Here is a 17,963-nt window from a genome sequence, read left to right on the forward strand (position 1 = left end):
TCAGATCCCTCCCCAGCTCCGAGCGGCGGGGAGTGTTCAATGATCGGCGGATCCGATGATCAAGGAGACGCACAGATGAGCGACACGACCATCGAGCAGATACCGGGCGGCGAGCCGGCGGCGGCCGTGGCGGCGAGTGACGAGCAGTTGGTTGCGATGCTCGTGGATCGGGCCCGGTCGGAGGGCCTGCAGCTGACCGGGGAGGGTGGGCTGCTCCAGCAGCTGACCAAGCGGGTGCTGGAGTCCGCCCTGGAGGGCGAGATCACCGATCACCTCGGATATGAGAAGCATGACGCCGAGGGCCGGGGCAGCGGCAACAGCCGCAACGGGACCCGGGCGAAGACGGTGCTGACCGATGTCGGCCCGGTTGAGGTCAAGGTCCCCCGGGACGTGGCGGTTCGTTCGAGCCGCAGATCGTCAAGAAGCGGCAGCGGCGCCTGTCCGGGGTGGACGAAATGGTCTTGTCGCTGTCCGCGAAGGGCCTGACGCACGGGGAAATCTCCGCACATCTGGCCGAGGTCTACGGCGCGAGTGTGTCCAAGGCGACCATCTCCACAATCACCGACAAGGTGATGGACGGGATGGCGGAATGGTCCAACCGCCCCCTGGACTGCGTCTATCCGGTGTTGTTCGTCGATGCGATCAACGTGAAGATCCGGGACGGGCAGGTGGCGAATCGTCCGATCTACGTCGTCATGGCCGTGACCGCCGAGGGGCACCGCGACATCCTGGGGATCTGGGCAGGCGACGGCGGCGAGGGCGCGAAGTACTGGCTGAGCGTGTTCACGGACCTGAAGAACAGGGGCGTCGAGGATGTCCTGATGCTGGTCTGCGACGGACTGAAGGGCCTGCCGGAAGCGGTGGAGACCGTCTGGCCTCGAACGATTGTTCAGACCTGCGTCGTTCATCTGCTGCGGAACTCCTTCCGGCACGCGGCCCGACAGGACTGGGACAAGATCGCCAAGGCGTTGAAGCCCGTCTACACGGCGCCGAACGAGGCCGCCGCGGCCGAGCGGTTCAGCGAGTTCCAGGAAGCCTGGGGGAAGAAGTACCCGGCGGTCATCCGGCTCTGGGAGAACGCCTGGGCCGAGTTCGTGCCCTTCCTCTCCTTCGACGTCGAGATCCGCAAGGTCATCTGCTCGACGAATGCGATCGAGTCCGTCAACGCCCGCATCCGCAAGGCCGTTCGCGCCCGCGGCCACTTTCCCAACGAGGCCGCGGCCATAAAGTGCGTCTACATGGCGCTGATGAGCCTGGACCCGACCGGCAAGGGCCGCAAGCGGTGGACCATGCGCTGGAAGGCACCCCTGAACGCCTTCCAGATCGCCTTCGAAGGCCGGCTCACCCCGGCCGTCAACTGACCCCTACAAAAACTGGATCAGCCGTCTACTGGACACACCCCGGCGCTGGCCAGGCGGCCCGTGACGAGGTAGGTGTTGACCGCGTTGTTGGCGCAGGCGGGGGTGCCGGGGATGCCGTACACGCCATGATCCCGTCCACCATGGACCTGGACGAGGCGTGGGCCGCGCAGGGCGCGGGGCACAGTCAGGATCCGGACCACTCCCGGACCGACTGTCCTGGCAATGCCTCCACGGTTGTCATATCCGCAGTTCAGCGAGTTGCTGCCTCTGTACCACCAGCAGACGAAGAACCTTGGCCCTGGCAATCCCGCGACGGCGTGAGAGCTCTCCTGAAAAGGCCACTCCGTCCTTCAATCTGGGACAGGCGTCGACGGAGTGGGGCCAGGATCATCCCGGCCCCACTCCGTGGTGCGGGCATGTCACTGGAACTGTGCGAAGAACCTCCAGATCTCTGCTTTGGTCCAGGTGGTGACGCCGCTTTCGCCGCCGAAGCCGTCGACCGGACCGGGTATGTGGCCTCCGTCGAACGCGGCCCACTGGACCGGGTATCCGGCACGGCAGCCCGAGTAGGTGGTGGTGATGTGCGTTCGGCTGCCCGGCGCGGGCTCGCGCGGACTCTGGGGGGTGCAGCCGTTGTTGCCGACGAATTTGTCGCGCAGGGACCGTCCTTGCGCGATGTCGAGGACGTTGTCGCTGATGCCGTGGATTCCCAAGTAGGCGATGGGCTGGGTGCCGCCGCTGCACCCGCTGATCTGAGCGCCGGACATGACCGCGACGGCCCTGAAGACGTTCGCCCGGCTGCACGCGAGTGCGTAGCTCATCCCGCCGCCCCAGCTGAATCCCGTGGCGAAACGCTGTGCCGGGTCGACACAGAGGCCGCCCTCGATTCGCCGGATCATGTCGTCGACGAAGGTGATGTCCTCACCGCCCGAATTGGCCCAGCCGTTGCCGAGGCCCTGGGGAGCGACGAGGATCGCGCTGTTGTTCGACTGTTCCTGTTGGCCGTAGTAGGACCAGGCATTCCCGCTCGTACCGCCCGAGGCGACGTCGCCGGCGGTTCCGCCCCGCCAGTGGAACGCGAAGATCAGCCGGTAGGGACGGCTGTTGTCGTAGTTGGCGGGAACCCTGAGGATGAAGCTGCGGCTCCTACCGCCGCTCTGAATCGTGTGCGTACCGCTCGCCAGAGTCGGGGCGCTGCCGCATCCGCCGCCACCGCCACCGCCACCGGAAGACAGCTTGACCATCTGCCATTGCTGGTTGGCGCCGCCCCAGTCGGTGTACTGGACGACGTTGCCGCCGTCGGCGGTGGACGCTCCCTGCACCTCCACCGCTTTGCCGCTGGTGCGGTTGATCAGCCGGACGTGGCCCGCGTCGGAGTCGGCCAGGCGGAACTGCTGATTGGCCCCGTTGTGGTCGGCCCACTGCTGGATCGCTGCACCGTCTGCGGCCGAGGCGCCGGCCACGTCGAGAACCTTGTCCGAATGCCGGACCTTGAGGCGGTAGAAGCCGCCGCCGGAGTCCACGAACTGCCACTGCTGGTTGGCTCCGCCGCTGCGCGTCCACTGGCTGACCCGCGCACCGTCGGCGGTGGACGCGCCAGAGACGTCCAGCGCCTTGCCGCTGTTTCGATTGACCAGGACATACCAGGCATTGGGGTCCACCGTCGCCGCTTCGGCGGGCGCCGGATTCACCGCGGCGAGCATGCCGATCGCGAGGGTCGCGGCCACCAGGGCGGCAACCCGGGACCACCAGCGATGTCTGCGGAGAGGGGCGGGGGAAGCCGCACCGTAGGCCTTCATCGATCCACCCTTTCGTTGGTGGCAGGTCCCATCAGGTGCGGGTCCAGCGTTGGTTGCTGCCGTTCGAGCAGGAGTAGAGCTGGGTCAGGGTGCCGTTGGCGGTGCCGCCCGCGACGGCGTCGAGACAGAGACCGGACTGGAGGCCGACGATGGATCCGTCGGAGTTGAGGCGCCATTTCTGGTTGTCACCGCCCCAGCAGCTGTAGATCTGGACTTTGGCGCCGTTGCCGGTACCGGCGGCATCCAGGCACTTGTCGCCGTAGACCCTGAGCTCGCCGGCGGCGGTGTACGTCCACTGCTGGTTGGTGCCGCTGTGGCAGTCCCACAGGTGGAGCTGGGTGCCGTCGGTGGTACTGCTGCCGGGCACGTCCAGGCAGCGGCCCGAACCGACGCCCTTGATCGGTCCGGAATCCGCCGGGGGCGTGGAGGTACCGCCGTTGAGTGCGTCGAGGACAGCGGTGTAGGCGGGCTTCTTGCTGCCGTTGCCGTTGAACAGCAGCGGCGTGTCCCCCGGTCGCCAGGAGTCGGTGTCGCGCACTCCCCAGACGGTGACGCCGAGGCAGCGCGGGACGGCCAGGCAGTCGTTGGTCACGTTCGCGTAGGTCGAGGCCGGGGCGCCCTGGATGTCGAGTTCGGTGACGGCCACGTCGACGCCGAGGGCGGCGAAGTTCTGCAGGGTGCTGCGGAAGTTGCTGTTGTAGGGGCTGCCGCTGTTGAAGTGCGCCTGGAAGCCGACGCAGTCGATCGGCACGCCGCGCTGCTTGAAGTCCCGGACCATGGCGTACACGCCCTGCGTTTTGGCCCAGGTCCAGTTCTCGATGTTGTAGTCGTTGTAGCAGAGCTTGGCGGCCGGGTCGGCGGCGCGCGCGGTGCGGAAGGCGACCTCGATCCAGTCGTTGCCGGTGCGTTGCAGGTTGGAGTCGCGCCGGGCTCCCGAACCGCCGTCGGCGAAGGCCTCGTTCACGACGTCCCACTGGGCGATCTTGCCCTTGTAGTGGGCCATCACGCCGTTGATGTGGTTGATCATCGCCTGGCGCAGCGTGCTGCCACTGAGGCTCTGCATCCAGCCGGGCTGCTGGGAGTGCCAGGCCAGGGTGTGGCCGCGCACCTGCTTGCCGTTCTGCACCGCCCAGTTGTAGACGCGGTCGCCGGCGGTGAAGTTGAACTGGCCCCGTTGCGGTTCGGTGGCGTCGATCTTCATCTCGTTCTCGGCCGTCACCGTGTTGAACTCACGGCCGGCGATCGCCGTGTACGCCGAGTCGCCCAGCCTGCCCGAGGCGATGGCGGTGCCGAAGTAGCGGCCGCTCTGCGCCGCGGCGGCGCCGAGCGTGTTCTCGGCGGCGTCAGCGGTCGGCGGCACGGCCAGTGCGGCGACCGCCCCGAGGACGCTGACGACCAGCACCAACAGCAGGCCGCGGATCTTCCGGCGGACAACGGATCCGGGAAGGGCATACGAGCCCATGACTGTGCCTCCAAGGTGGAAATCACGGAAGGACTGAAGCGCAGGGAAAGCGCAGGGAACGCGTCCGCCCCACTCGCAGACGGACGGGGCGAGCCGGAACCCGGGCGCATGGAATCACCGGCCTCCGCGGTCAGAGGCGGGGACGATCTCAACCAGCACGGACGGCGCCCGTCGGCGGGGTTGTGTGACACACGGCGGGCGGCGGTGGTGTTCGGCACGGACATGAGGGCACTCCATCGCGGCTCAGCCCGGGGGTCGCCTCGCGGCGTCGCGCAGCTCTCCGAGCGCGCGAAGAGCCAGGGGGCGCTGGTGCGAACCTCACCGGAACGTGACGGGGTGGCGCAGACTCTCTCGCCGTGGTGCGGCATCTCGAACCACGGCCGGGTTCTCAGACAGGGATGATTGAGGTGTTGACGGTGGATCGTCAAGACTCCCCGCAGAAGAGTTTTCGGATTTCCGCTCGAAAGTTTCTGGAGCCCCAGCGGGCCGGACGGCGAACCTCCGGCACCGTCGACGGTCTTGAGGCACTGTTTGTGGACAGATCGGCGGCAGGCCTTGACCAGACAGCCCCGCGTTCCTAGCTTGTGGCGTCGAAGCTTCCGGGAATCGTTCGAACGTTTCGATGTTGCCCTTCCCTCCCGGCAGTCCGCTCTGCGGTTCCTCGGGGTCACCTCGCCCCCGCCCCTCCCCAAAGGAGCGCCCTCTGATGCGGTTTCGCCCCCCATCCCCGGTCCGTCCAAAACGCCTGCTCGCGGTGCTTGCGCCTTTGCTGCTGGTGGCTGCCTTCCTCGGTGCCCAGCCCGCCGGCGCGGCGACCGTAGACCCCAACGCCTCGTATGTGCTGGTCAACCGAAACAGCGGCAAGGCCCTGGATGTCTACAACATGGCGACCGACGACGGCGCCCGCATCACCCAGTGGACCAGGAACGATCAGAACCAGCAGCAGTGGCAGTTCCTCGATGCCGGAGACGGCTACTACCGCATCAAGTCCCGCCACTCGGGCAAGGTGCTGGACGTCCACAACTGGTCCACCGCGAACGGCGGCTCGATCGTCCAGTGGGCCGACCTGAACGGCACCAACCAGCAGTGGCGGCTGGTCGACGGCTCTGATGGCCACGTGCGGCTCATCTCGCGCCACAGCGACAAGGCCCTCGAAGTACAAGGCGCCTCCACCGCCGACAACGCGAACATCGTCCAGTACGACGACTGGGGTGGTCCCAACCAGCAGTGGCGGCTCGTCAAGGTCGGCGGCGACGATTCCGGACCGTGCGATCTTCCGTCGGCCTACCGCTGGACATCGACGGGCGCGCTGGCGCAGCCCAAGCCGGGGTGGGTCTCGCTCAAGGACTTCACCGTCGTCCCCTACAACGGCAGGCAACTCGTCTATGCGACGACGCACGACACGGGGACGAAGTGGGGTTCGATGAACTTCGGCCTGTTCACCAACTGGCCGGAGATGGCCTCGGCCGGTCAGAACACGATGTCGGCTTCCACCGTCGCACCCACGCTGTTCTACTTCGCGCCGAAGAGCATCTGGGTGCTCGCCTACCAGTGGGGCGGGACCGCCTTCTCCTACCGGACGTCGAGCGACCCCACCAACCCGAACGGCTGGTCATCCCAGCAGGTGCTCTTCTCCGGAAGCATCTCCGGCTCAGGAACGGGACCCATCGACCAGACGCTCATCGGTGACGGGACGAACATGTACCTGTTCTTCGCCGGTGACAACGGCAAGATCTACCGGGCCAGTATGCCGATCGGGAACTTCCCGGGGAGCTTCGGCTCGACCTCGACTGTGGTCATGAGCGACACGACGAACAACCTGTTCGAGGCCCCGCAGGTCTACAAGCTCCAGGGCCAGAACCGCTACCTCATGATCGTCGAGGCGATCGGCTCGCAGGGCCGCTACTTCCGCTCGTTCACGGCCACCAGTCTGAACGGCTCATGGACACCCCAGGCCGCGGCCGAGAGCAATCCCTTCGCGGGCAAGGCCAACAGCGGCGCCACGTGGACCAACGACATCAGCCACGGCGAACTGATCCGCACCAGCCCCGATCAGACCATGACCGTCGATCCCTGCAATCTGCAGTTGCTGTACCAGGGGCGCAGCCCCAACTCCGGAGGCGACTACGGCCTCCTGCCCTACCGTCCGGGTCTGCTGACACTGCGGCGCTGACGGGGTGACAGGAATCCGGCTCGGGTGGAGCCGGCGTGGCGGGCTCGGCGGAACCCCCACCCCGCCCGGGCCATGCGACAAGTCAAAGCCAGGCGGGTGGCAGCGAGGCAGCCGTCGATCAGGTGTGGCTGGAGTTGGGTCCTGCGCAACTCCCGGCGGAGCACACGGTCGAGGTGGTCGGGTGCACCGAAGGCGGTGTCGGCCATATCTCCCTACCAGTGACCAGAGGGCCTCGACGGGGTTCAGGTCGGGCGGAAGGCGGACGGTGGTGAGTCAGTCGTGCTCGGCGTCGTACCGTTTCGGCCCGGCCTCCGAACGGGTGTTGCGATTGTCCCGGACCCGCACGATCGGGCCGCCAAACTGGCGCGGACCAGCAGATCGCGGTAGTCCTCCCCAGCGGAGGCTCTTGGGTGCGTCTTTGAGGAGGAGGTGAATGCAGGGCCGGCGGATGAGGCGGCGCAGTCGAGGCCCGGATCGCGACGACCGCTACGGAGGGTCGAACAACACGGCCTGGTTCTTGCCTGCGGTTTTGGCTCGGTACAGGGCGATGTCTGCATCCCGCAGCGCCTCTGCCGGAGTGGTCGGCCTGGTGATGCTCCGTGCCCCGATGCTTGTTGTCACGCGGACCGAATGGCCGCGGTCGAGGATGAAGGAGTCCATGAAGGAGTCGAGGATCCGCATGGTGTAGTCGCAGAGTGTGCTGGAGTCCACGCCTTCCGCGAGGAGCGCGAACTCGTCCCCGCCGAGCCTGGCCACCATGTCCTGCGCACGGACCCTGGACGTCAGCCGCCGGGCGACGTCGACGAGCAGTTCGTCGCCGGACGGGTGGCCCAGGGTGTCGTTGACCTCCTTGAAGCCGTCGAGATCGAGCATCAGCAACGCGGCGGGGAAAGTGACGGAGCACCGGCTGAGAGCAGACTCCAGGCGCTGGCCAGCAGTGCTCTGTTGGCCAGCCCCGTCAACGGGTCGTGGGTCGCCTGATGGCTCAGCTGCTTCTGGAGCTCTTCCTGTTCGCGCAGTGATGCTGCGAGGTAGTGGGCCTGTGTCCGGGCTTCGTTGGCTCTGCTGTGGGCGTACTGGGCCAGGAACGCGATGCGCAGCACCAGTAGCAGCGAAAGGCCCGCCAGCATACCGACGATCACCGTGATGTTCACGGGCTGGCTCCGGAGGTCCCCGACATTGGCCAGCACGATCAACGGCCCCACCAGGATGAGCGCGATCAGGATCGACAGTCGCTTCCGGGGCATCCCTTCCTTGCCGTCCGACGGGTGTGCCGCCCAGCCGACGGACGGGTGCAGTGCCGCAGCCCCCAGCAGGAGAGACGACACCATCCACCCCACTTCGGAGACGTCCTCCGCGATCGCGCTCCCGGTTGTGGCCATCGTTCCGTAGTAGAGGCCGTCGGCGGCGAGGAGGACCAGCAGCCATCCGCTGCACAGAAGAATCGAGGGCGTGCGCTTGCCGGTGGTGAACATCAACCGGGCAGCCACGCACAGCAGCACCAGGTCGGCGACGGGATAGGCGATGGACACCGCGAGCGGCCACGCGGACAGCTCGCTGCGCAGGTAGGGGGCGATGATGAACGCCCACGACAGGATGCCGAACCCCATGGTGACGATTCCCGCGTCCAGCCACCCCGCCCAGTGCAAGCGGCCTGAATGCTGCCGGGCCAACGTCACCAGCCCCGCGGCGAACAACAGGTAGCTGCCCAGGTAGAGAATGTCGGCCACGCCCGGGAACGGAACCTCTGCGTCACGGACCTGGTACAGGCCCCAGATCGCGTCTGCCACCGCGAACGGTGCCATGGCCGCCGCGAAGAGGAGCCACGGAAGGACCGGCTGCGGCCCGTTCCTGATCACTCCCCCTGCGATCGCGAAGACGACCGAGGCGGCTATCAGTACGGGCAGCATGTAACGAGCCGCGGAGGAGGTGCCCAGATAGATGACGATCATCACGGCCCCTGCTGCCACATACACCCAGGCCGTCGCATCACGGCGGGCGGGCAACGAGACTTGCATCTTGCCCACAGGCTCTCCTTCCCTCCGGCCCGTACGCCCGCCCGGGGGGCGATACGCCCGGGGGGCGATATCCAGGGGACCCGTCAGCCGGGTTCCTGGCCTGGAGGATGGGAGCGGACCGTCTCGAGGGTGCGGCAGGTCCGGTCGAGTTCGTCCTGGAGGCGGGGAGCGGCCTCGGCCAGTGAGGCCGGCTCTCCGGACCGCGCGTGCTCTTCCAGCTCCTGGCAACAGGCGGCGAGGCCCACGGCGCCTATGTTCCCGGCGGCGCCTCTGAGGCTGTGAGCCTGGTCTGCGATCTCCTGCGAGTCGTGGCGGCCCAGCGCGTGGTAGAGCGCACTGGTCATCTCAGGGGCCCGGACGAGGAAGTGGTCCACCAGCCTGTCGACCAGTTCCTGCTCGGCCGGGGTGTCGGCGCCGCGCAGTTCGTCCAGCCGGTACTCGACGGAGGCGCGCAGGTCCTCGTTGCCCGCCTGCGGTGCGGTGACGTTGACCCAGCGCGCGAGGGCGTGTTCCAGCTCGTCGGCGCTGACGGGCTTGGAGACGTAGTCGTCCATGCCCGCGGCCATGCACCGGTCCCGGTCCTCGGCGAGGGCACCGGCGGTCATGGCGATCACCGGCAGGTGGCCGTGGTCCCGTTCCCGGCGGCGCAGTTCACGGGTGGCGGTGTAGCCGTCCATCCGGGGCATCTGGCAGTCCATGAGGACAGCATGATAACTGTGCTCCTCGGTCATGAGCAGGGCTTGGGCGCCGTCGGCGGCGATGTCCGTGCTGTAGCCGAGCCGGGTGAGCAAGCCCTGGGCGACCATCTGGTTGATCTCGTTGTCCTCGACCAGCAGAAGATGGCCCCGGTGGGCGGCTTCGCCGACTTCAGCCGCCACACCGCCAGTTCGACCGGGATCTCGTGACCGTCGTGATGACGGGCGGTGAGCTCGATCTGACCGCCCAGCACATGAGGCTCTCCGCCGGCCAACACCCGTTGCAGACCGGTCCGGTGCGCGGCGTGGTAGCGCTCAGGAATGAGCGTCTCCGTCAGCGGACGGCCCATCACCTCGTGGTGGCTGAATCCGAACAGCTTCTCAGCGCTCAGGTTCCAGTCGATGAACAGGCCGTCCTCGTCAATGGAGACGAAGGCGTCCCGGGCGGTCTCGATGACCGAACGTGCCTGATCCTGCAACAGCCGCAGCGCTTCCTCCCTGCGCCGCTGCCCCTCCGCCTCACGGATGAACCCGCGCACTTCGAGCGGCTCGCCTGCGGAGTCCCGCACCACCCAGCACGTCATCTCCGTCCACAACGAGTGCCTGTTGGTATGCCGCAGACGCAGACACACCGCCACCCGGCCGTCGCGGAGCAGATCGCGCTCGGCCCACTCGAATTCCTCCACATCGGCCCGATGGACCCAGGACTTCACCGACGTCCCCACGATCTCCTCGGCCGGACGGCCCAGCAGTTCCTGCCCCGCGGCGGACACCTCCCGGTAGAGGCCGTCCAACGTCCGGCGGAAGACCATGTCGGGGGAATTCTTGAGCAGCAGCCGAAACCGCTCCTCGTCGTCGGCCGCATACTGCCGCGGCGTGGCTCTCGATTCCGGTTCCATCGTCCGCCTCCACATGTCAGTCGCGACCACGAAGCGTGGCCGGGACCACCAACAGACCGGTCGCGACGGTTCGGTGCGGCGTGCGATGACGGCGATCAAGCGATCCGCTCGTCGGACATATCAAGCAAAGAATGAACCACTGAAGATCGCAAATCGAGGGAGCGGAGGGTGAACGCGTTGCGGTCCGGCTGCGGCATCCGGGGAGCCCGGTCACCGGGCACCCGCCTGCCATGGCTTCCGTTGACAGCATTCTGACGGCCCTTCAATGTCCGGAGGCGACGCCAAGGCGTCGCAGCGGGCCGTCACCGCCGTACCCGCGCGGGTCGTCCCCGCTCTCCTCACGAACGGGTCGGTCCGTCCCGGGCCGGACGCCCTGCCGAGGACTTCGGCCACGCCGACCACAGTGATCCCCGTCCCCTGCACGCCTCGTCCCGAAGTCCGGGCAGGAGCGGCTCACGTTTCCCGGCGGCGTACGCCGCCCACGGCCGCTTCAGCGAGCTGCCGTGCCCGGACCGGACGGCGTATCACCTCCAAGACGACACCTCCGAATCCTCAAGCCGCGGCAACGCCGTTCAAGCGGTGCCCGCCGCACCGTCCGTACCAGTGAGCGGCAGCCAGGTGGTGATCGTGGTGCCCCGGCCCTCTTCGGAGCGCACCTGTGTCCGGCCGCCATGGTTCGCCACGATCGTGTGCACGATGGTCAGCCCCAGACCGGTTCCCGGGATGGCCTGCTCGGTGGCGTTCGAGGCACGGAAGAACCGCTGGAACAGCTTCTCCTGCTCGGCCGCGGGGATACCGATGCCGGTGTCGCTCACGCTCAGGACCGCCTCCCCGTCCTGCGCTTCTGCTCGTACGCTGACCGTCCCGCCGCCGCGGGTGAACTTCACCGCGTTGGACAGCAGGTTCATCAGGACCCGGTCGAGTTGTTCGCCGTCCGCCTCCAGCACCAGCGGCTGCTCGGGGCAGCGCGTCTCCAGTCTGACCGAGGCGGCCTCGGCGGCCGGTTTGATCGCGTCGGCCGCCGAGGCCACCAGCTGTCGCAGGTCGATCGGCGCCTTTTGGGAGATGAACGCTCCCGACTCGATCCTGGAGAGCGTGAGCAGGTCCTCGATCAGTGCCCGCAGCCGGTTGGCGTTGCGGTCGACGACGTCCAGCATGCGCAGCTGGGACGGGGAGAGCGGACCGGTGTCCTCGTCCTTCAGCAGCTCGATGTATCCCACGATGCTGGTCAGCGGGGTGCGCAGCTCATGGGAGACGGTGGACAGGAAGTCGCTCTTGGCCTTGTCCAGGGCGCGCAGCTTGTCGACCAGGCCCGACTCCTTCTCGTAGAGAAGGGCGGTGTGCAGCGCCCGGCCGATGCCGCCGGCCATGGACTCGGCGATTTCGATGTCCACCGGGCGCCAGGGGCGGTCGGCGCTGGTACGGGCCACGGACACGGCACCGATCGGTTCCTCCCCCACCCCTATGGGGATGATCACCGCCGAATCCAGGCCCAGCGCCGCCGCGGCAGCGCGGTTCTCGGCCGGCATACCGGTCTTCCCGAAGGAACCGGGGGCACCTGGCACGGGCCTGGTCTCGGAGACGTATTGGGGCAGGTCGGTGACCAGCCAGGGCGTTCCCCGCCTGTAGTGTTCGCGAATCACGTCGGCCGGGAAGGTCGGAATGCGCCTTCGCTCCTCGTCGGACAGAAGGCCCCCCTCTGCGGACCACACCCGGGCGAGGGGAAATCCGGGGCCGCCGCTGGTGGGCCAGGACCTTCCGCTGCGAGGGCGCCTCGCTCCAGGAGATCGGCTCGGCGACGAAGACGATGCGGTAGTCGCGGCCCAGCCCGCGCATGTGCTTGTGAAGGCGGATGACCAGCTCGGCGTCCTCGCCGATGCAGTCGGGGTCCATCCCGCCGACCGTCACGACGGCGTCCTTGCGGAAGAGACCGAAGGCCCCGGCGATGATCAGCAGGCTGCCGAGCTTGGACCATCCGGTGCGGCCGAGCAGGAAGGCGCGCAGATACTCGACGACCTGAACGCGTCCGAGCAGGTCCGGGGGCACACGCGCCTCGACCACCCGTCCCGCCACGACGGTGCAGCCGTTGGCGAGGCCTACCACGCCGCCGGAGGCGACCACCCGCTGCGGGTCGTCGCAGAACGGTTTGGCCACCGCGAGGAGCGCCTGGGAGTCGAGGATCGAGTCGGCGTCCACCATGCACACCAGCGGGTAGCGCGCCAGGTTGATTCCGACGTTGAGCGCGTCGGCCTTGCCGCCGTTGTCCTTGCGGGCCACCACAAGGCGTACGGGGCCGCCCCTGGGCAGATGGACGGAGGTGACCCTGCCGCGTACGGGGATGTCGTCGGGCACCACGTACTCCACCTCGGCGAGGTCGAAGGCTTCCCGCAGGGCGTCCAGCGTGCCGTCGGTGGAGCCGTCGTCGACGACGACGACCTCGAACTCCGGGTAGCGCAGCAGCAACATGGCCCGGACCGCTTCGGCGATGCCGGCCGCCTCGTTGTGCGCGGGCATGATCACGGAAACGGGTGGGGTGAGAGGGTTGCTGGCGGCCTCGTCATGGCCCGCGAAGGGAGCCCGGCGCAGCGTTCTGACGAACTCCCCGAGAGCGATGAGGATCAGCACCAGATAGCTGGTGTTGATGGCCAGGAAGTACACGATCACCGCGCTGTCGCACACGGCGATCAGCGTGTGCACCGCGCCCAGCAGCGACGCCCACGGTTCACCGGCCGCCATGTTCACAGCGCCACCTCCGCACGGACGTCATCGCGTGCGGCCCCGACCGCCGATTCGGCGAGCACGGCTCTGGCCTGGGCGGCGGCGGGTCCGCTGGAGCTGTCGTCGGCCGCCGCCTGCAGCTCGGCCCGTCCTTCCGGACCCAGTTGCAGCAGTGCGCGAGCCGCGGTGGCTGTCACATGCCGGTCGGGATCGCCGAGCAGCTCAGCGAGCGGGCCCGTCGAGGCGAGGGCTCCCAGAGTGCCGAGGGCCCCGGCGCCCACCATGCGGAGGGCAACGGGCTGACCGGGCCGGACGGCCGCAAGCAGCGGCTCCAGGCCCTCGGGCATGCCCAGTCTGCCCAGCGCGCGTGCCGCTTTGACGCGGACCTCGATCTGGGGGTCCTCGCGCAGTGCACGGGCGATCTCGGACGTATGGGAGACCACACCGGTCGCGCCGAGGACCTCGATGGCTACGGCTCTGGCGAGAGGTTGCGGGTGTTCCAGTCCCGCGGCCACACTCCGCTGTGCCCCCGGTCCCAGGGAGACCAGCGCCCTGGTGACCGCGGCGGGCGGCACGGCCCGCCGCCCGTGGAGGCACTCCAGCAGGTACGGCACGGCCTCCGGTCCCCCGCACCGGCCCAGCGCCCGGGCGGCGGCCAGGCGTACCTCGGGGTCGCGGTCGGCCAGCAGACGGCACAGCGAGGGGGCGGCGGGACGGTGGCTGAGCTGACCGAGCACCTGCGCGGCGCGCCCCCGCCGGACCGCGCTGCGGCTCGACAGGTCGGCGACGGCGTCCACGGCGGCCCCCCGCAGCTCGTACAGGCGGACCAGCGCCGTGCGGGCCCCGCCGGCGACCTTGCCCAGCAGCGCGGTAAGGGTCGGCTCCAGGGCGGCCCAGGTCCGTCTGTCGGTCTCCGCGAGCCGGTTCAGCAGCTCGGTCTGCTCATCCTCCTCCGCGCACAGGAGCTGCAACAGGGAGCCGCGCACCGGTGCCACGATCCGCTCGCGTCTGCGCTCACGGTGCCTGCGGACGAGACGGTTGCCGACGATCAGCAGGCTCAGCGCCAGGACGACGGCCAGCAGGATCAGCAACGCGCCGCGGACGATGCCGGCGGAAATCACCGTTCCACCCGGTTGAGCACCGCGGTGACCCTGCTGGAGAGCTCTCGCGGGCTGAACGGCTTGATGATGTAGTCGTCGGCTCCCGCCGCGAAGCCGACCTCGACGTCCGCCTCCTGAGACCGGGCGGTGATCATGATGACGGGGAGTGTGGCGGTCTCGGCCATGGCGCGCAGCTCCCGGCATACGTCCAGACCCGACATGCCCGGCATCCGGATGTCGAGCAGTGCCAGGTCCACCGTGCTCTCACGCGCCGCCCGGAGCGCCGCCATACCGTCCTCCACGGCCGTGACCCGGTGACCGCTCTGGGTCAGCTTGAACGCCACCAGATCCCGGATGTCCGCGTCGTCGTCAGCGATCAGGACATGAGCCATTACTCCTCCTGGGACTCATGGGCCACAGAGCTCCGGTAGGAGTCAACGAGCCGCACCACGGCCGACTGCCGGAACGGCTTGGGCAGCACCTCGTCCGCGAGGCCGATCAGATCTTCCGGGTCGAGCACCGAGGTGACAACCAGATGGCATCTCCTCGTCCGGTCGTCCGCCCGCAGCCTGTGGACGACCTCCCGTCCGTCGATGCCGGGCAGCATCACGTCGACGACCGCGATGTCCGGCGGGTCGGCAAAGGCGAGGCCGAGCCCCTCCTCCCCCGAATGCGCGACGGCCACTGGGCATCCCCGCTCGCGGAAGTGCCGCTCCAGCAGGGCGCTCACATCCTGGTCGTCCTCGATCACGAGTACGCGCGGTGGGAACATCACCGTCCCGTCCACGAAGTCGGACTGGTCAGTCACACACCAGAACCGCTAGTGAACTTTCACCACATAAGCCCCACAGTCCCCCACTTCGGGGTGCCGCGCCCGGAAGGCCGGGCAGTCTGCCGGAGGCATCCGCCGCGCCGAGGTGTGCCCGGAGCCCACCGCCTGGAGCCCACCGCCCGGAGCCGCTCGACCCCGGCGTCCCGCGTCCGGGCCGGCGACCACCCCACTGTCACCGACGGTGACGGGCAGGCTCCGGCAGAGAGCCCCGGATGAGCACCCCCGGGGCGCCACGCGGCGCGACGAACATGGTCAGGGCGGTCCCGCGGGCTTGGCGAGGCGGCGGGCGGGCAAGGTGGCGGCGGGCATCGGGAGGCTGTCATGCGCGGTGCGGCGGAGGCGTCGCACGTACTGCTCTCGGGGCATGAGGATGCCGCCGAGATCGCGGACGTGCGGGCTGTCCCGCTGCGCGTCGAGCAGTTCGCCGCCGGCCTGGGCGAAACGCGCGGCGAGGTCGCTCACCGCCACTTTCGAGGCGCCCGGACGCCGGAAGAACATCGAGTCCATGCTGAAGACCGGTCCGACCCTGAGGCCGAAGACGCCGCCGACCAGATTCCCGTCGTCCCACACCTCGACGCTGTGGGCATGACCCAGCTCGTGCAGGCGGACCAGGCTGGCGATCAGCTCCTCGGTGAGCCACAGCGGGACACGGTCGCCGCGGCATGCGCGGACGACCTGCTCGAACCCCTGGTTCAGGCTGGTCGACCACGACAGACCGTTGCGCAGCCGCCGGGCGAGGCTACGGCTGAGATGCGCCGCCGAGACGGGCAGCACCGGCCTGGGGTCGGGTGACCACCAGGAAACGGCGAAGGGATCGGCCGGCTCCTCCTCCCCCACGAGCGGGATGCGGCCCTCCTGCACCTGATCGGCGAAGACCACCTCATTGAGGGCACGGGTGTACTCGTCGGATGCCGGGAACGGATAGACCCCGGCTCGGTACGCCGCCAGGAGGCCGGCGGGACTGAGGTCGGCGGAGAACGCCACCGGACCGTCGGGCGCCGCTTCCAGCACGTCCAGCGCCGCCCATCCGGGGCAACGGCTCACCACCGTGCCGCTCCCTGCCCCCGGTTCGTCACCGGCCCCGTGTGCTCAGCCTGTTGCAGGAAATCGATGAAGCGGTCCATCATCTGCGCGTCCACGGGCGGAATGCCGATCCCGGCGCCCACCAGTGCCTGCTCGGCGTTGTCGCGGGTGAACTCCGGGAAAACGCCCTGAAAGTACATCTCGCTCACGGTGATGTCGGCGCCGTGGCACAGATCGACGAAGAGCGGCACGAACGGCGTTATCGCGTCGGTGGGGTGCCCGGCCGCATACTTCACCAGAGCGGCGATCCACTCGGCGTACGGGATCTCCTGGACCGGATACCCCCGGTGGCGCATGCGCTCGGCCAGCGAATCGAGCAGTGCGGGACGGGGGTTGGTGAGGTGATAGACCTCGCCGCGCGGAGGACGGCGGGTGGCGATGTGTCCGATCGCGCGGACCAGGCGATCGGCCGGCAGGAAGTCCAGCGGCAGCCGGATGTCAGGGCACAGACCGGTCCGCGCGATGAAGCCGAAGAGGGCGGCCATCTCGCTGTTGGTGTTCATCACGCCGGTTCCACTGCTGCCCGCGATGTCCATCAGACGGTAGACGGCAACCGGCAGTCCCGCGTCGGATGCCTTCTTCAGCAGCGCCTCGGCGACCCACTTGGTCTCCACGTATCCCACCGACAGATATTCCGGGAAGCCCAGCGGCGTGCTCTCGGTCACCTCGCGCACGCCGGCCGGTCCGAATCCGGCGAGCACCGCCATGCTGGAGGCGAAGTGGACGGGGACGGCCCGGCCGGCGGCGAGGCGGATGATCTCGTATGTTCCGTCGACGTTGACCGCGCGCAACTCGTGGTACGGGTAGATGAAGTTGACCTGAGCGCCGAAGTGGTAGATGGCGTCGATGGTCGATCCCAGCTCCTGGAACCTGCCGGGAGACAGCCCCAGTCCGGGCTTGCCCAGGTCACCGAGGACCGGCTGGACGCGCGTACTGGACAGATCCCTGAGGACGTACCGCTGGTGGCTCGCGCGGATCATCTCCATGCCCTGCTGCTCGTCCGAGGCCCTGACCAGGCAGAAGATCCGGCCCGTCGTGCTGCGCAGCAGCTCGTCGATCATGTGGGAGCCGCAGAATCCCGTCGCCCCGGTGAGAAGGACGTCGCCGGAGTGGCGGTGATCCGGAGTCGGCGCGTCACGGCCCACCACCGGAACGCGCCGATCGGTCTCCGAGGCGAAGTCGACGCTCAAACCGTCCGGGCGGGTCAGCGTGCCGGCACGTGCCTGGCGCACGGACTCGGCGAACGCGGCGAGCATCGGCTGCCGCAGCAGTGAACGGGTCAGGTCGCGGATCTGTGTCACGCCGATGCCGAATATGACGCGGGTCCGGGCGAGCATCTCCATGGCCAGCAGCGAGTTGCCGCCCAGCTCGAAGAAGTCATCATGCGGACGGACGTAGTCCACACCCAGGATCTGGCACCACAGCTGTGCCATCCCCTGCACCACCGGACGGTCGTCGGCGCCGGCCGTCGTCGGCGCGGCCCCGGATTCCGGTACGGCCTTGCGGTCGAGCTTTCCGCTGGGCGCGACGGGCAGCCGTTCCACCGCGTGGAAGGCTGCCGGGATCATGTAGCCCGGCAGGACCTCGCCGAGTGCCGACCGCAGTCGCGCTCGCTGCGCCGCCTCGCCGCCGGTCGTTGGCGAGGCGGGCGTGTAGTAAGCGACCAGGTCCCGGTCGCCGTTGTCACGCGTCCGGGCCAGCACCATCGCCTGACCGATATCCGGACGGGAGACGAGCGCGGCCTCGATCTCTGCCGGGTCGACCCGGAACCCGCGGATCTTCATCTGGTCGTCGACCCGGCCCAGCACTTCCAGATTGCCGTC

Annotated in this window: 14 protein-coding genes and 3 pseudogenes; 2 read left to right on the forward strand and 15 right to left on the reverse strand. The window is 68.6% G+C overall.

Going from position 1 to position 17,963, the window contains the following annotated elements; translation table 11 throughout:
- The first annotated feature begins 156 nt into the window (after window positions 1–156).
- Window positions 157–1,361 (forward strand): annotated as a pseudogene (locus ABZ281_RS09650) (IS256 family transposase).
- Window positions 1,362–1,378: 17 nt separating this feature from the next.
- Here ABZ281_RS09650 and ABZ281_RS09655 read toward each other — a convergent pair.
- The 3 genes from ABZ281_RS09655 to ABZ281_RS09665 form a co-directional block, all read right to left on the reverse strand.
- Complete coding sequence (locus ABZ281_RS09655; RefSeq protein ID WP_356653798.1) at window positions 1,379–1,561, reverse strand: alpha/beta hydrolase; 183 nt, start codon at window positions 1,559–1,561, stop codon at window positions 1,379–1,381.
- Between the two features lie 219 nt (window positions 1,562–1,780).
- The gene (locus ABZ281_RS09660) at window positions 1,781–3,160 is read right to left on the reverse strand and encodes an RICIN domain-containing protein (protein ID WP_356653800.1); all 1,380 of its coding nucleotides are present in this window, start codon (window positions 3,158–3,160) and stop codon (window positions 1,781–1,783) included.
- 31 nt (window positions 3,161–3,191) lie between these two features.
- Complete coding sequence (locus ABZ281_RS09665) at window positions 3,192–4,622, reverse strand: endo-1,4-beta-xylanase (protein ID WP_356653802.1); 1,431 nt, start codon at window positions 4,620–4,622, stop codon at window positions 3,192–3,194.
- A 706-nt stretch (window positions 4,623–5,328) separates the two neighbouring features.
- Between ABZ281_RS09665 and ABZ281_RS09670 the strand changes: the two genes are divergently transcribed.
- A complete protein-coding gene (locus ABZ281_RS09670; protein ID WP_356653804.1) occupies window positions 5,329–6,795 on the forward strand; it encodes a non-reducing end alpha-L-arabinofuranosidase family hydrolase in 1,467 nt (488 codons plus the stop codon).
- A gap of 486 nt (window positions 6,796–7,281) precedes the next feature.
- Here the strand turns inward: ABZ281_RS09670 and ABZ281_RS09675 are convergent, their stop codons facing one another.
- From ABZ281_RS09675 to ABZ281_RS09730, 12 genes and pseudogenes are all read right to left on the reverse strand, one after another.
- Entirely contained in the window at window positions 7,282–7,668 is a 387-nt protein-coding gene (locus tag ABZ281_RS09675; RefSeq protein WP_356653806.1) for a GGDEF domain-containing protein, read from the reverse strand.
- Window positions 7,668–8,822 carry a GGDEF domain-containing protein gene (locus tag ABZ281_RS09680; RefSeq protein WP_356653808.1) on the reverse strand — a complete coding sequence of 385 codons (1,155 nt, stop codon included), beginning with the start codon at window positions 8,820–8,822 and terminating at the stop codon, window positions 7,668–7,670. Before ABZ281_RS09680 ends, ABZ281_RS09675 begins: the two co-directional genes overlap by 1 nt.
- Window positions 8,823–8,896: 74 nt before the next feature.
- Window positions 8,897–9,619 (reverse strand): response regulator, encoded by a 723-nt coding sequence (locus tag ABZ281_RS09685; protein ID WP_356653810.1) that lies wholly within the window; start codon window positions 9,617–9,619, stop codon window positions 8,897–8,899.
- Window positions 9,541–10,407 (reverse strand): PAS domain S-box protein, encoded by an 867-nt coding sequence (locus ABZ281_RS09690; RefSeq protein ID WP_356653811.1) that lies wholly within the window; start codon window positions 10,405–10,407, stop codon window positions 9,541–9,543. The genes ABZ281_RS09685 and ABZ281_RS09690 overlap by 79 nt, the downstream gene beginning before the upstream one ends.
- A gap of 572 nt (window positions 10,408–10,979) precedes the next feature.
- Window positions 10,980–11,777, reverse strand: a complete 798-nt coding sequence (locus ABZ281_RS09695) for an ATP-binding protein (RefSeq protein WP_356653823.1) — start codon at window positions 11,775–11,777, stop codon at window positions 10,980–10,982.
- A gap of 33 nt (window positions 11,778–11,810) precedes the next feature.
- Window positions 11,811–12,119: pseudogene (locus tag ABZ281_RS09700) on the reverse strand (hypothetical protein); the annotation flags it as partial.
- A gap of 37 nt (window positions 12,120–12,156) precedes the next feature.
- A pseudogene (locus tag ABZ281_RS09705) lies at window positions 12,157–13,143 on the reverse strand (glycosyltransferase family 2 protein); the annotation flags it as partial.
- A gap of 2 nt (window positions 13,144–13,145) precedes the next feature.
- The gene (locus ABZ281_RS09710; RefSeq protein WP_356653813.1) at window positions 13,146–14,246 is read right to left on the reverse strand and encodes a HEAT repeat domain-containing protein; all 1,101 of its coding nucleotides are present in this window, start codon (window positions 14,244–14,246) and stop codon (window positions 13,146–13,148) included.
- The gene (locus tag ABZ281_RS09715) at window positions 14,243–14,617 is read right to left on the reverse strand and encodes a response regulator (RefSeq protein ID WP_356653815.1); all 375 of its coding nucleotides are present in this window, start codon (window positions 14,615–14,617) and stop codon (window positions 14,243–14,245) included. The genes ABZ281_RS09710 and ABZ281_RS09715 overlap by 4 nt, the downstream gene beginning before the upstream one ends.
- Complete coding sequence (locus tag ABZ281_RS09720; RefSeq protein ID WP_356653817.1) at window positions 14,617–15,033, reverse strand: response regulator; 417 nt, start codon at window positions 15,031–15,033, stop codon at window positions 14,617–14,619. Before ABZ281_RS09720 ends, ABZ281_RS09715 begins: the two co-directional genes overlap by 1 nt.
- Before the next feature lie 276 nt (window positions 15,034–15,309).
- Window positions 15,310–16,104, reverse strand: a complete 795-nt coding sequence (locus tag ABZ281_RS09725) for a leucyl/phenylalanyl-tRNA--protein transferase (RefSeq protein ID WP_356653819.1) — start codon at window positions 16,102–16,104, stop codon at window positions 15,310–15,312.
- Window positions 16,098–17,963: thioester reductase domain-containing protein (locus tag ABZ281_RS09730; RefSeq protein WP_356653821.1), on the reverse strand; the 1,866-nt coding region annotated here is incomplete at its 5' end. The genes ABZ281_RS09725 and ABZ281_RS09730, both read right to left, overlap by 7 nt.

This window comes from Streptomyces sp. NPDC006265, from assembly GCF_040613555.1.
Classification (GTDB): domain Bacteria; phylum Actinomycetota; class Actinomycetes; order Streptomycetales; family Streptomycetaceae; genus Streptomyces.